This window comes from Sphingomonas sp. Ag1, assembly GCF_000980895.1.
Classification (GTDB): Bacteria; Pseudomonadota; Alphaproteobacteria; order Sphingomonadales; family Sphingomonadaceae; genus Sphingomonas; species Sphingomonas panaciterrae.
Genome location: NZ_LAZX01000084.1, coordinates 72,734 through 86,469 on the forward strand (window position 1 = coordinate 72,734; position 13,736 = coordinate 86,469).

The window sequence follows — 13,736 nt, forward strand, 5'->3', positions numbered from 1 at the left end:
ATTCCTCATGGCTGTTCCGGAACGCGTCGTCGCATTTGACCTGGTTGGTAGTCGCCGCTCGCTCGGCGAGCATGCCGCGATCGTACTCTTCGGCAGCAGCTTTCCACCGATCGAGGAAGACGGCCTACTCGGCGAGGTGTTGGGCCGAGAGCACGCCGCAGGGGGGGGGGAAGCGCGATCGCCCGAGGATCAGCAACACGACAGCTGCCGTGAGGATCGCCAGCGGGGCAGGGGCGTTACTCCTTTATCTTACCGACGTGTGCGCTCCAACGCAGTAAAGCCGGACTGATAGAGCGCCGCCTCAACCGCCCATCGGCGCACGAGCCCGTTTGAAACCCGCCCGCCGGTGCGCTTCCGGTCTGCGAACGCCGCTGGACTGGCAGCCCCTTCTTTTGCCCTGGTAGCCCCACACGCAGCCCTATCTCGATGTTGCAGGCGAGCGAAGCCATTGCGCCGGTGTTGTCGGTGCGTGCGGGCAATACCCGCACTGGACGGGCGCGGTCTCTCTTCAGCACTGCGGCGAACACGTCGTCTGCCTGCACCGGCGTGATCCGGTCGCCAACGCGCACGCGCTGACCGTCAAGATGGTAGGTGTTGCCTGGGCGATGGCCTGCTCGGTCGGGCTGAAGTCGGGACTATAGGGCGGGAGGAAGATCAGGCTGGCGATCGAACAGCATCGCATCCGTCGCAATGGCAGGGTCGGCTTTGTCGAGCAGCGCATCGTCAGGGCGCGCGGCACTCACAATCGAGGCGGGCGGGGCGACGCCGGTGAGCTCAGTACCGCCGGTGCCGGCAGTGCGAGGCGGAACGCTCCTCGACTGGTCACGGGCGTGGATCCCGCTGCGACGGCTCGAGCCGCAAGGATTACTTCGTCCATCGATTTCTCCGGAGAAAAGGCAAGCGCCCGCATTTGGAGGATGCAAATCGATCGGGGTTGAGCGAGGTTGATTGTGCGACCCAAGCGAGTCGCGACGCAAGAACCTGCCCGGCGAGCGTATTGAACTCCGCTCGCCGGGGCTTTCATCCGCCAAGATACAGCCTCACAGGGCGCCGCGATCCGCCAGGTCTTCAGCCATTACGACCACAGCCCTTGCTGCAGCGACCGGGTATGCTCATTGCCGGCCGCAACCTTATGCCGGTACGTCTCACCCATCCTCCCACCAGCCCAGAACCACGAGCCGAGCAGCACGTCGCGATTGGCCTTGGCAAAGGCGAAATATTCTTGCTGCAGCTGCTTGCCGTCTTTGCCCTTACCCTCGTAAGCTGGCATTGGACCTTGTGGCGTGATGCCGCCGCCGATCTCGCCCATGACTGCCGTAGCGCCGATGGCACGGAGCGCGTCGATCGCAGGGCCATATCGCTTGGCAATGTCGATCTCGCCATCAACATAGGGCGACTGATCGTTGCCGGTCCTCGCCGGGTCGCTGTGTTTGCCCCAATAATCGTGCATGGTAAAGATCGTACGCTTCAGCGGATCAAGCGCCTTCATCCCGCCAATCTTCCGCACCTCCGCCATCGCGCGGACGGTCTGCCGAGCGTTGTTCCAATCGCCCCAACCGGCGAAGATATAACCTTTGTAACCGGCATTGCGGATAAGGACTATGGTTGCTGCCAAAGACGGCGCCCACACGTCCCAGTCCTTTGCACCCTTGGCCGGCTCGTTCTGTAGCTCGATGCCGAATAACGGGTTTGGTCCACCAATCCCTTTCTCGATCGCAGGCGCGAAGGCAGTCCAGAAGCGTGCGATATCTGGATTCGTGAATGGGCTGTACTTGTGGTCGTCAATAACGAACGCCACGCCCTTGCCGATGCAATATCTGGCCGCGCTAATCAGGTTGTCCAGCACCCAAGTGTTGATCGACCCGTCAGCCTCGAAGCAGAAGTCCCGCTTAAGCGGCAGGCGAATGGCCCGCATGCCAAGGTCGATCATCGGCTGCAAATCTTTGGCGCGGTTGGGCCAGCCCTGTCCCTTGATCCCCTTGCCAAGCGATGCGCCGAACCACGCCGCGCCATCCGCCGGCCTGCCATTGTTGAACGGGGCGAGTGGCTTGACGTCTCGCGCCGCCACGGGGGGAGCTTCGAGCGCTGGGCCGCTATCTTCGGCCGGCGCCTGATGTTCTGGCGCTGCCGGCCCGAGAGCAGGGGGCTTGATTGTTTCGGCCTCGGCTCCGATGCCCCATCGCTCCGCCAGAACAAGCGTGATGGTCGATACGGCAGACACAAACTCGCGTCGGGATACAGTCATGCGCTTGATCCTTTCCGGGCTGTTCTGTCACTCTTCGGGTGGTGCCGACCAGGCAACTTCGGTGTCAAAGCTCACTATGTCGAGCATGCGGAAGGCATCTCGGGGTGCTTCGAACGCGTCATCGTAGATCATTCGCTCAGGCGGCGCATATCTGCCCTTGCAGGAACCGCTTCAATCAGAAGCGGATAAAGCGGGTTTCGTCTTTGATAGTCTCTTCGCGGGTTGATGTCACAGTCTGAGCGCGGACCACCGCCGTCGAGGCGAGGCCGGGCAGCGTCTGTGACACCGCGCCCGCGCGAACCACGCTGCCGCTGTCAAGCAGTGCCGGGGTGATCGCCACCGGCCCTCGTTCCACGATTGTAGGCCTGTGTACGACACTGCTCGCGGCGATGGCCGGGGTGACGATCGGCAACGCGGGCGCAAGCGCTACAACTGGCGCGGTGACGATGCTGTCCGGCAAAGTAGCCCGCGCCTCGATCCCGGCCGGCTTCGCTTCGATCCTCAGCGAGACAATCCTGGTATGGCCGGTGATCAAGTCGAGCGCCACGATGGCAGCCGCTGTTGGCGCAGGCTCGTCGGCCGCGGATCGCGGCGTGGTCGCCGGCGGGCTCACCAGGTGGTTGTCGACCGGCAGCGGCAGCGGCAAAGTCAGCAGCACGGGCAACCAGTGCGCCCGTGGTGGCAATTTTCGCACGATCCCGACCTGCGTGACCTCGATGCCGCGGATGGATCGTGCCGGTGGTGACCTGACCCTCGGTGATGGTGATCGGACCCGGATCGCCGAAGATGCCACCATCTTCAATCCATCCGATGTGGCGTTGCATGATCGTTCTACCCATGGTCCGCATGAAGGCAGTCTGAGCCCTGTCGCGGCAGAACCGAAACTCCATGACCCAAGGCGCGTTTGATAAATGGCGGACGTCTATCAAACGCAGCGGAAGGAGCACGGCCGATGTTTTGGCCTTTCACACGCCGTCGGGCGCTGCCTAGACAGTATTTGCCATACGCATCAGATGAGTTCTGGCGTGTCGGCGATATCGCCGAGTGCTGTTACGATGACGACTGGCACGATCCCGACGGGCACCCGTCCACCGGCCCGCGTCTCGGTGACCGCCATCTGGTTCGCGCCGTCGTGCTGCACTCGATCAATCATGCGCAGATGCTAGTATTTGTCGGAGTTGATCGAATGTTTGCGGCGTCCGCGTTCCGGAAGCTTGTTGACGTTGACGTTCATGAGCCGCGCCGTTCTGTGTCTCCAGTCCCACAAAAAGCAGAATGATTTATAAGACCGTGAGGCAGTGTCGTCCCGTCACGTCAACCCGGGCCGTGGCAGGAGCATACTGACGATGACGCAGCCGGAAAAGATTGGTAAATCAGCGTACCGGAGGGGTGGGCACAGTGAAGCTGGCTGAATCACTAAAGGGCGCGGGGATCGACGTAAAGGTGCCCGACCGGGAGCGTTGATCGCTGACTGATGCGCGGCGATAAGGGTACGACGCCGCATGACGCACCAATCGTGCCCCGGTTCGTGTGTGCGCGCGGCGTTGTTGCCGGGCATCTTTCGCGTGATGACGGATCTGCTGTCACCGCGTTCAGCGTTCTCGCTGTTTCGCTATCGGTGAGCCTAGTTACCGTGCCCGCTACGCCCAACATAGGCGCTTTGGAAGATATCTGAAGATTGCCTAGATTTCGATGTCTGATAGCTGCGCGACGGCCTTGCCCGACATAGGCACGGCGAAATTGATGCCGATCACTCCGTTCCGTGACCATGCCACCCATCCTTGCGCGATTATCGAAGGGGTGAACACCACCTCCAAAAACGCTCCGGTGTAGATGTTTGTCGAAACGGAGATGCGGCACCCCGCTTCAGAGATGTCCGTTGCACAACCTCGACAGCGCATCACTGTGGGGCCGCTTACCGTAACACTGCGCAGCATCGGCCGCCTAGGTGGTACTCGTTCAATCATGAACGAGCGGTTCTTGCTTGCATCGGTCATTTTATGCTGTTTAGCACGGGCAAATGCTGGAATGGTTAACGGCGCAAATTCTGGCTGGTTTATAGTTCCAGGTTGATCGACTTATCCTCGGTTGGTCTGCCTCCAGCCGCGTACGGCACCTGCAGCATCTGTTGCAAACGAGATGTGGTCGATGGGCTCCGCCTCGGAAGCGTTGTTCGACGGCCGATGGTTAAGAAGGCTGACGTTAGTCCACGCGTTTACCAGCGAGGCGCTGGCGATCAATGTCGACCAAGTGACGTAATGGGATAAACAACCCCTGCACCAGCGTAGTTGTACCAGAGCAGCCGCTGGCGCCAAGGGTGCCAAGCCGCGGCGGGCGTTGTCAACGGACCAGCTTTTCCTTCTTACCATCCTTGACAATCCTAGCTTCCGGCCGATCACCTTCAATCGCTTCAAAAACTTCCAATCTTACATTATCTAGACCGTTATCATCTAGATGCTGCCGAATCGAAGACCTTATTTTATCGAGTTTGTTCGTGCTGCATATATCACCGCTCAAATTTAACAGTTCAGAGCTTTCCACTAAAGTGACGTGCACGGCAAGAGTCTCAAAGTCTCTCTTTTCGAACTGAATACGTTTTACACCACTGAGGTCAACACCATCATCAAAGAATACCGTACGGAACTTGCGCTCGTCCCCATTGCCGGTGTCAAATGTGATCAATTCTTGAGATCGCCCGATCGATTCCGAGACGACCCTAAAAGGCATTCTCGGGTTTTGTACATTGACGGGGACCAGGATGTCATCAAAACGGTACCGTATCAGCGGCATAGTCTTGTTGAACAGGTTGGTGACGCAGGTCGATTCAGAGCCGAGCTCGAAGATCAAATCGTCTTCGAAGAGGTAGATGCCTTCCCAGTCATTGAGTGCAACGCCCATAAGATTAACTTCGGACGATCCGTATGAATTTGCGATCTCACATTGAAACGTTGATCTCAATATTTCACGCTCCTGAGGAAATAGCGGTTCGCCCCCGGACTCAAGAAGGACTGGTCTGATATTCAATCGTCCGGCGCGCGCTTCGTCCGCCAAAGCCATTAGATAATGTTTGTATGCGCTTATGATCTTTGGCTGATGCTTATTCAGTCCAGCAATAACTTCCGGCCAAGGGGCGGAGATGTCAAAATTGCGCGTGTTGAAAAGCAGTCTTTGGGGCCAATCATCCATCAAGCCCATCACTGCCGCGCCCATGTCATGAGTATCGAGCGGGCCTAGAAACGACGTACGCGTCCATGGTTTGATTTGCCGGTGCAGCGCACCATAGCTCATTCCATTGATCACTTCATCGGTCGTGTGAACGTAGATGCCGGGAATGCCGGTTGAGCCCGATGATAGGACAACATTGTATCGTCCTAAGTACAAATCCTTGGAAGATGGAGAATCTCTGACGAAAGAATCAAGGCCCTTACTTGTAATGGCACGATCTGTGACAATTTCGTCGAAATTTTCTCTAAGCATCGCCGATGTCAAAACAGGAAAATCCTCTGGTCGGCACCTCGCAGGATCAATGCGGTTCTGATCTATGACACGGCGATACCAAGGCGACGTTTCCTGGACGAAAGCGACAAGCTCCCTGAAGCGGGCTAGATTGCGAATATCCCTTGCCTCTGGCGTGAGCTTGAGAGTGTCTCGGCGCCTTTTGATTGCCTGCGCAAGTTTCCAGAGAATCATTTCCGCCCTCTTCGATGCATGTGGCCTCGCGCCTGATGTGCCCCTGGCGGGTGCAGCGACCCAGAGTGATTAGGGGGACGTCGCTATAAACGGCTGGTGCAGCCTGGAATTTAGCGGAACGCGGGCAGGCCACCTTCCTTAGGGAGCGGCTGGCTCTTTACCAAGCGCATTTTGCCTTCATCATGCATCCCCGATATCAGTGCTGCCAGTCGAACGCAAACCGCTGCCTGTACGATGCTGCCCTGCTACCCGTCTTTGCGGCATACCTCGCTGACGATCGAGCTATCCTCTACTTCAACACGAACGCGATCTGCGCCTCGCTGTACATCGACCTCTTCATCAATGGCTGGCCCCTCATCACTGGAATTTCTCAGATCAGAACGATTCAGGAACGGGCGGCAGGTCACGTAGCTGCCTCTCGGAAGTTGCGCATAGAGCGTTTCGCCAAGTCACTTCCATTGGCGCAGCTAATCCTGATCGGAGCGGCTCTCGCCTCGGTATGCGGCCGATAGGTCCCTATACGAGCGCGAGTTCAGCGCGATCAGTGCGGTGACAACACCTACAACGCCAGCAAGGGTGAACATCACTGCCATCCCGCGCTCTGGCCCGGTACCGTACCAACTCCCGATCGCCCGGGCGCCGCCACCTGTCGTCATAAACGGGATGACGACGAACTCTGTCAGTGGACCGACGATGAATGCAGTCATCGGTGCGGCAATCTGCTCCACCGACTGAGCAAAACCGAATACCCGGCCTTGGCGCTCGTAGGGCACGAGCTTCTGGAGCGCCGTCTGCTCGGCGGCTTCGACGATAGGGTACAGGAACAAGTAGATGAAACAGCCTATGCCGAGCGCGATCACCGATGATTGGAGCGTGAACACCGATGCGACCGACCAGACGATCGCATTGACAATAAGCAGCGTTCGCACCGGGTTGCCAAGTCCCGTGCGCGAAATCACGAAGCCGCTAAGGACCAATCCGAGGGACGCCAATGCCCACAGCAAGCCCCATTCCTGGACGTTCATCAGCGACAATCCATAGGCATCGATCAAGGCCATGAACACGCCGCCCAGGAGGTTGTTGAAGGACGCGAACATGATCAGCGCAAACAAGCCCGGCACCATTGAGATGGTCGCTATCGTCTCGTGAAATCCTAGCCACTTGCGTTTGCCATCAACTTGGGCTGCAGGCGATGGCTCTTCTAGAGTTACTGTCCATAAGTGGGCGAAGGCGAGTGCCGTCAGGCCAGTGGCGAACAACAAGGCTGTTTGCATGCCGCCCCAGGCAACAAGAAAGCCGCTGATCGCGGATGTCACCACCAGGCCGGCCCCGTTGACGATACCGACCAGGCCATTGGCCTTGGCTCGCTTTGGTTCCGGTACCAAAGCGGTCACCAGCGTCGGAAGGGCTATCATCCGCACGTTGCCCGCGACAACGCCGGTCATTACCAGCATGATAAACACCCACAGTGGCCAGTCGGCTTCGTTGCCCATCCGCGCTTCGGGCAGCGCCAGCCGCGCGGCATATGCAACGCTGTAGAGCATCAGCGAGGCGGCGCTTGAGGCGAGCATGACCCGCTTCTTACGATGATGATCTACCAGATTGCCGAACCAGATCGCGAGGCTGGCTGTGAACACCATGTAGACTCCGCCGACGACCCCCGTCACGAAGACCGATTGCGTCTCAAGGAATGCCCAGAACAGGAGCGCGAACCAGACTGTGAAGTTGGTTACGTTCTGGATCAGACTGTTGCCGAGGATAAGGTCGAAGGGCCGCATGGGCTGCCCTTAAAGTTTGCAGCCCTACCTCGCTACATGCAATTACCAGCGACATGAACGGCGAGCACCACACAACGGCGATCAAACGCTAGTTAATAGAAATTAACTTTTCCGATCTGCGAATTAGAAGGATTCTTAGTTTAGGCCGTGAAGGTCGGCAGCTGAGTTGCCGTCATCATCGGCTCCTGGATCCTCACACATGAAGAAGTCTTCTACCTACCGATACTCGGCATTGACTGCAGTAGGAGGAGTGGCGTTCATCGGCATCGCCGCGGCCGCCTCAAACATGTCCTCCTCGATCACGCGTCCGTCGTCTGGCATTGTTGTGGTTGAAGTAGGTGCTGTATCTCCAGCAACCGCTTCTACCCAGAAGGTCACTGCGCCTGAGTCAGTAGCATCGCCTTCCAGTGTGTCACCCGTGCAGAAGACCCGCGTTCTTGCCGGCGTCAACATTGCAGGCGGTGAGTTCGGCAAGGTTCCCGGCCGGATGAACCATCAATATATTTATCCCAGTTTGGCCGAAATCGACTATTACGAGGCGTCGGGCCTCAAGTTGTTGCGTATTCCATTCCGTTGGGAGCGGCTGCAGCCCGATCTCTATGGTCCGCTCGCTCCGGCAGACCGAGCAGAGCTTCGCAAGATTACGGAGTATGCCACTTCCAAGGGGATGGTTGTCGTCTTGGATATGCACGATTACGCTCGACGACGCGCGAGGCCAGGAGCAGAAACGACATCGATAATTGGCACGGCTGATGTCCCGGCGTCTGCTCTGGCCGATGCCTGGACAAAGATCGTCGAAGACTATCGTCACAGTTCGAACGTCTGGCTTGGTCTGATGAACGAGCCAAACGGTGTCGGAGCGAGCGATTGGTGGCGCACTGTGCAGCAACTGGTGAACGACCTGCGTAGCCAGCATGTTACCAACAAGCTCTTGGTTCCTGGTGTGAGCTGGACAGGTGCTCATTCTTGGCTGAAGTCCGGCAATGCCGATCAAGCAGCCCGCTTCAAAGATCCAGGCAATAACTTTGCGTTCGAAGTTCACCAGTATCTCGACAAGGACTCCAGTGGTACGAAAGGAACTTGTTGGTCTGGCTCTGCCCAGCGTGTTGATAACGTTCTATCATGGGCTAAACAGTCAAATGTGAAATTGTTCTTCGGCGAAATCGCAGCGGGCCCCGATGCGGTTTGCCAGACGGAATATGGCAGCATGCTTAAAAAGCTGAACACAAGCCCGGCGGTGGTCGGATGGGCGGCATGGGGCGCCGGACGCTGGTGGGCGGAATCATACATGTTCCGACTGGCGCCGTTGAACGGCGCCACCACGCCGCACATGGCAATGCTACGCAACAACCTGCCGTCCTGATCTATGACTGGAGGATGAAGCCAGCGACACTGGCTTCATCCTCCGTGTCGGTCAGCTACTTGTAGTAGCTACGATACCAGTCGACGAAGCGGCCGAGCCCTTCCTCGAGCATCACCTTGGGTTGATAGCCGGTCAGCGCGTGAAGTCGCCCGACGTCCGCATATGTTGCGGTGACGTCACCTTGTTGCATCGGGCGCATGACCTTCTCGGCAGTTCGGCCAAGTGCCCGCTCCAGCGTCTCAATCATGTCCATCAGCCCAACTGGATGGCTGTCACCGATGTTCAGCACGCGATGGCCGCCATTTGTGGGCGGATTGTCGAGTGCACCGAGCACTCCATCGACAATATCATCAATAAAGGTGAAATCGCGGGCCATACGGCCTTCTCCAAACACCTCGATCGGCTCTCCAGCCAGTATTTTCCGGGTGAAGGAAAAATACGCCATGTCGGGCCGCCCCCATGGACCATATACGGTGAAAAAGCGCAGTCCGGTCTGAGGCATGCCGTACAGCGTCGAGTATGACTGGCTCATCAGCTCGCACGACCGCTTGGTAGCGGCATAGAGCGAGACGGGCATCATCGCTGGTTCTTCCTCGGTGAAACCTTTTCCGCCCATTGGCTTGTCGCCGTACACGGACGATGACGAGGCATAGACGAGGTGTTCCAGCCCGGCCATATGGCGACATGCCTCCATCACCGACAGGTGGCCGAGGAGGTTTGACCGCTGATAGGCAAAGGGGTTGTCGATACTGTAGCGAACCCCTGCCTGCGCCGCGAGGTGGACGACGCGTGTGATCCGCTCCTCGCGCATCAGGTTGGCAATCGCTTCGGCGTCGGCAATGTCCATCCGAACGAAACGGAAGCCTGGCCTGCCTTCAAATGTGGCGAGCCGCGCCTGCTTCAGTGCCGGATCGTAATAATCATTGACGATGTCGATGCCGATCACTGCTTCGCCGCGATCCAGCAGCCGATGAGACGTGGCATGACCGACGAAACCGGCAGCACCGGTAACGAGGACGGGCGCAGCCACTTCAGCGGCCCACTGCGGTATAGGTGAAGCCGGCCGCCTCCACCTGTTCGCGCGGGTAGATGTTCCGCAAATCGACCAGCACAGGCTGAGAGAGGAGTTCCTTTGCGCGCTTCAGGTCCAGGGCCCGAAATACGTCCCACTCGGTAATGATGACCAGAGCGTCCGCACCTTTCATCGCGTCGTATGCATCCTCGCAATATTCGATGTTCTCTAGCATCTTGCGCGCCTGCTCCTGTCCTTCAGGATCGAAAGCACGGATGGTGGCGCCTGCATCCTGCAGCGTCTGCACCACCGCAATGGCGGGGCTGTCGCGCATGTCGTCCGTATTCGGCTTGAACGTCAATCCGAGCACCGCAACAGTGCGCCCGCGCACATCGCCTCCCATTGCCGTGATCACTTTGCGGCCCATGGCGCGCTTGCGCGTATCATTGACCGCCACCACCGCCTCAATGATCCGTTGTGGCGCTTCATAGTCTTGGGCGGTCTTCAACAAAGCCAACGTGTCTTTCGGGAAGCAAGAACCGCCATAGCCCGGGCCGGCATGAAGAAATTTCGAGCCGATCCGTCCATCCAGACCAATTCCTCGTGCAACGTCCTGAACGTCGGCGCCCACTTTCTCACAGAGGTCAGCAATTTCGTTAATGAAGGTGATTTTCGTGGCCAAGAACGCGTTACCTGCATACTTCGTCAACTCGGCCGCGCGCCGGCTCATTTCGATAATCGGGGAACGATTAATATAAAGTGGCCGATAAATGTCGCGCATGACAGAGAGAGAACGTGGATCATCGCTGCCGATGACCACCCGATCTGGACGCTTGAAATCGTCGATTGCTGCGCCTTCACGGAGGAATTCGGGGTTTGATACCACGCCAAAGTCGGCGTCAGGGTTAACCTCACGAATGATCCGTTCAACCTCATCGCCAGTCCCGACCGGCACTGTTGATTTGTCAACGATCACGGTGAAACCGTCCAGCACTCGGCCAATCTCTGCTGCGGCAGTGTGAACGTAACTGAGATCAGCGTGACCGTCACCGCGTCGCGATGGAGTGCCAACGGCGATGAATACGGCGTCGGCGCCACGCACTGCATCGCTCAAGTCTGTTGTAAAGCTCAGCCTGCCGGCCGCCATATTTCGAGCGACCAAGTCTTCAAGCCCTGGCTCGAAGATAGGCATTACGTGTTGTAGAAGGAGATCAATCTTGTTCTGATCTTTGTCGACGCACTTCACGTCATGACCAAAATCAGCAAAGCATGCACCGGACACCAGACCGACATAGCCGGTACCAACCATCGTGATCTTCATCGATTACCTTTCAGATGGAGCGCGCTGAGAACTGAATGCGGCACACTGCGCGGACGCAGGATACATCAAGAAAACCACCCATGGGAGAAACAAGCTACGCATTACCTGCACACGTACGTCGCGCTTGACATGATCATAACTTCCCGTGCCCCCGTGGCGGCTCTCGACACACCGTTAGCCCTGCGCGCCCAAGAACAGGCGCGATCAACGGCTACGCTGCCTCTAGCTAAGACGTAGGACGCCGTCCAATCGGGAAGCGGATCACCTGTCCAGAGTTGTAACATTCGCAGTGTTGTTCGGTTAGCGAGGCGTAAAGATAGGGCTGGAGCTCATTGCGACGACTGGAAGACAAGCAGGTCGGAGTGCCACGGCTGAAAGGTAAGCGTTCGCCTCAGGTCGTGTGGCTTAACAACATGGGGCGATCGTACATGATCTCGATGGGGCGAGGCACCAGTACCGGTTTTCGACATACATAGCCGACTTTTGCGATAACTTTCGGCTGAGGTGTTTGGGACCAGTTATTGATGGGGCAACAGCCAAGGTCGCGCGAAAAGAAGCGCCATGGGCCAGGTTCTACCCGGGGAAAGCTGCAAAGACATGGGGCGTTTGTCGAGCGATACAGCACAATAAAAGCTGCCGCAGGGCATCGGCCAAGCGCCACGGCAGCGATTGAAAACGATGCCAAGTGGCGCATGGGCTCTCCAACGGTCGATCTCCGGACCAGGCCAAGGGATCCAAGATCGACGACGCTAACCATTGAGAAAAAGGAGCTATAGCGGGTTCATCCGGCGCCATATCCCTCGAGCCGGTGGATGTGTCTCGACGTGCAACAGGGGGCGGTTTCGCATCTGACGCGCTCCTCTCCCTAGGTCGCTGCTTGCAACCTCATGGGATTCTCTACCGGCTGCTCGATGTCGACGGCGACAAGCGGGCAGGGCGACGCTCAAGGCATCCCTGATCGGCTACTTGCACGTCAATTTGCACGAGGTGCGAACTGAGCAGGGCGAGCTTCACCTGCTGGTGGCAAATGATCGGACGTCCTGGTTCGCCTGCGCGGCACGGAACGGCAACGCGCCGGATCGCTGGCCCCTTCCTGCGGCACTTGGTTGCAGCCATGTCGAACCTGAGCCACTCGGTGCTGACGGATCATGCAACGCACTTCACCGACACGGGCGAGGACAGCCGGAGCCCGAAAGGCATCAGGAGCGCGCCAAGAAGCTGGCAACCCTATGCTGCGCCCTTGAGGCGACCTGCGCCGATGTTTGCGTCGAACACCGCCTCCCGAGCCGCGTTACTCGTGAGGAACGGCTGGCACCGACGGCCAGCAGTCAGCGGTGAAGCATCGTGCTGAGCGTCGGCGGCGATCAGGAAATTGCTTGTTGGCTCAGACGTTCAGCGGATTGATACACGTTTGTGTTGAGGCTTGCCGTAGCTCGTGGCGTGAATAGCTTCTGCCATTCCATTGCTCTGCTGCTGACTGGTCCGGCAGGCGGGTAAACGGCCGCTGTCCGATCAATCTTCCAAAGAGACCATCCTCTTCCTTTGGCGAGAAGAAGTATGCATAGAGCGATCTCCGGGACCGCGCATCATTGCTGTTTTTATGATTATCGACGCGCCGGCGAATGTCTGAAACGCTGAGCCAAAGAAGCTGCGATGGCGCAGACACGGCATCGTTCATCTTCAAATCTCCGACGCGCGTAAAACCAAGCATAATCTCGTAAAACCTAACATGCCTGGGATTAACTTCTATAAACAAGTCGGTGCAGGCGAAAACACGCTGTCCGTATATAAAAATAAGGTGAAACAACGTAGCCAGCATTGGCTTGGAAGGTTTGTTGGTGTCGAAAGCAAACCGGGTCAACTCACACACGCGCGTGCCAGGTACCGATCGAAACTGATCAACCTCTTCTTTAAAGAGCTTGTCGACTCCCAATCCGCCCGCTGAATCAACAGCGAGCGTGATTGTACCCAGCATCTCGCGGGCGTTCGAAGCGGTGAATGTCGTGTGGGTCGGTTTATCGCTGATGGCGTGATGATCGCCATAGCCGCGCCATGCATACATGCGGTTCAATAACAGGGTCGCCGCATTCCGCTGACCTTTAGTGTCCGCTAAGCGAACAGTGATTTGTCCTTCTTCCGCACAAGGAATAGATACTCCGCCTGATCCACACTTTTGTGGAAGAGAGACGGTGATCTGATCATGGCGAACAGACCCATCGATTCGAAAAGCGTCAAGGAACATGCCCTAGTCCCACCCAATTCGCCAAAGCAACCCCCACGATTGCTCGGCGCGATATAGCAACCCCCGCGATTGCTCGGCGTAGTTC

General features: G+C 57.8%; 11 protein-coding genes. 2 read left to right on the top strand and 9 right to left on the bottom strand.

The genetic code is table 11. The features are described 5' to 3' along the window. Positions 1 to 1,075 precede the first annotated feature (1,075 nt). Positions 1,076 to 2,245 (bottom strand): cellulase family glycosylhydrolase, encoded by a 1,170-nt coding sequence (locus XM50_RS05780; RefSeq protein ID WP_082102755.1) that lies wholly within the window; start codon positions 2,243 to 2,245, stop codon positions 1,076 to 1,078. Positions 2,246 to 2,420: 175 nt separating this feature from the next. Continuing rightward, positions 2,421 to 2,585: a hypothetical protein gene (locus XM50_RS20005; RefSeq protein ID WP_156167173.1), complete on the bottom strand. Its 165-nt coding sequence runs from the start codon at positions 2,583 to 2,585 to the stop codon at positions 2,421 to 2,423. Here XM50_RS20005 and XM50_RS05785 point away from each other — a divergent pair. Continuing rightward, positions 2,575 to 3,153 carry a hypothetical protein gene (locus XM50_RS05785; RefSeq protein WP_156167175.1) on the top strand — a complete coding sequence of 193 codons (579 nt, stop codon included), beginning with the start codon at positions 2,575 to 2,577 and terminating at the stop codon, positions 3,151 to 3,153. The genes XM50_RS20005 and XM50_RS05785 overlap by 11 nt on opposite strands. A gap of 101 nt (positions 3,154 to 3,254) precedes the next feature. Here the strand turns inward: XM50_RS05785 and XM50_RS20010 are convergent, their stop codons facing one another. From XM50_RS20010 to XM50_RS05795, 4 genes are all read right to left on the bottom strand, one after another. Continuing rightward, positions 3,255 to 3,398, bottom strand: coding sequence for a hypothetical protein (locus XM50_RS20010; RefSeq protein ID WP_156167177.1), 144 nt, complete (start codon positions 3,396 to 3,398; stop codon positions 3,255 to 3,257). A 529-nt stretch (positions 3,399 to 3,927) separates the two neighbouring features. Then, complete coding sequence (locus tag XM50_RS19535) at positions 3,928 to 4,242, bottom strand: PilZ domain-containing protein (RefSeq protein WP_082102757.1); 315 nt, start codon at positions 4,240 to 4,242, stop codon at positions 3,928 to 3,930. Positions 4,243 to 4,585: 343 nt separating this feature from the next. Continuing rightward, positions 4,586 to 5,935 (bottom strand): hypothetical protein, encoded by a 1,350-nt coding sequence (locus XM50_RS20015; RefSeq protein ID WP_156167179.1) that lies wholly within the window; start codon positions 5,933 to 5,935, stop codon positions 4,586 to 4,588. 467 nt (positions 5,936 to 6,402) lie between these two features. Continuing rightward, positions 6,403 to 7,713: an MFS transporter gene (locus XM50_RS05795; RefSeq protein ID WP_046408124.1), complete on the bottom strand. Its 1,311-nt coding sequence runs from the start codon at positions 7,711 to 7,713 to the stop codon at positions 6,403 to 6,405. A 199-nt stretch (positions 7,714 to 7,912) separates the two neighbouring features. Here XM50_RS05795 and XM50_RS19540 point away from each other — a divergent pair, with 199 nt between their 5' ends. Next, the gene (locus XM50_RS19540) at positions 7,913 to 9,076 is read left to right on the top strand and encodes a glycoside hydrolase family 5 protein (protein ID WP_046408126.1); all 1,164 of its coding nucleotides are present in this window, start codon (positions 7,913 to 7,915) and stop codon (positions 9,074 to 9,076) included. A 55-nt stretch (positions 9,077 to 9,131) separates the two neighbouring features. Here the strand turns inward: XM50_RS19540 and XM50_RS05805 are convergent, their stop codons facing one another. From XM50_RS05805 to XM50_RS20455, 3 genes are all read right to left on the bottom strand, one after another. After that, complete coding sequence (locus tag XM50_RS05805; protein WP_046408127.1) at positions 9,132 to 10,106, bottom strand: NAD-dependent epimerase/dehydratase family protein; 975 nt, start codon at positions 10,104 to 10,106, stop codon at positions 9,132 to 9,134. A 1-nt stretch (position 10,107) separates the two neighbouring features. Further along, positions 10,108 to 11,409, bottom strand: a complete 1,302-nt coding sequence (locus tag XM50_RS05810) for a UDP-glucose dehydrogenase family protein (RefSeq protein ID WP_046408129.1) — start codon at positions 11,407 to 11,409, stop codon at positions 10,108 to 10,110. A 1,384-nt stretch (positions 11,410 to 12,793) separates the two neighbouring features. Beyond that, on the bottom strand, positions 12,794 to 13,651 hold the full coding sequence (locus XM50_RS20455; protein WP_197075415.1) for an N-acyl amino acid synthase FeeM domain-containing protein: 858 nt from the start codon (positions 13,649 to 13,651) through the stop codon (positions 12,794 to 12,796). Positions 13,652 to 13,736: the final 85 nt, after the last annotated feature.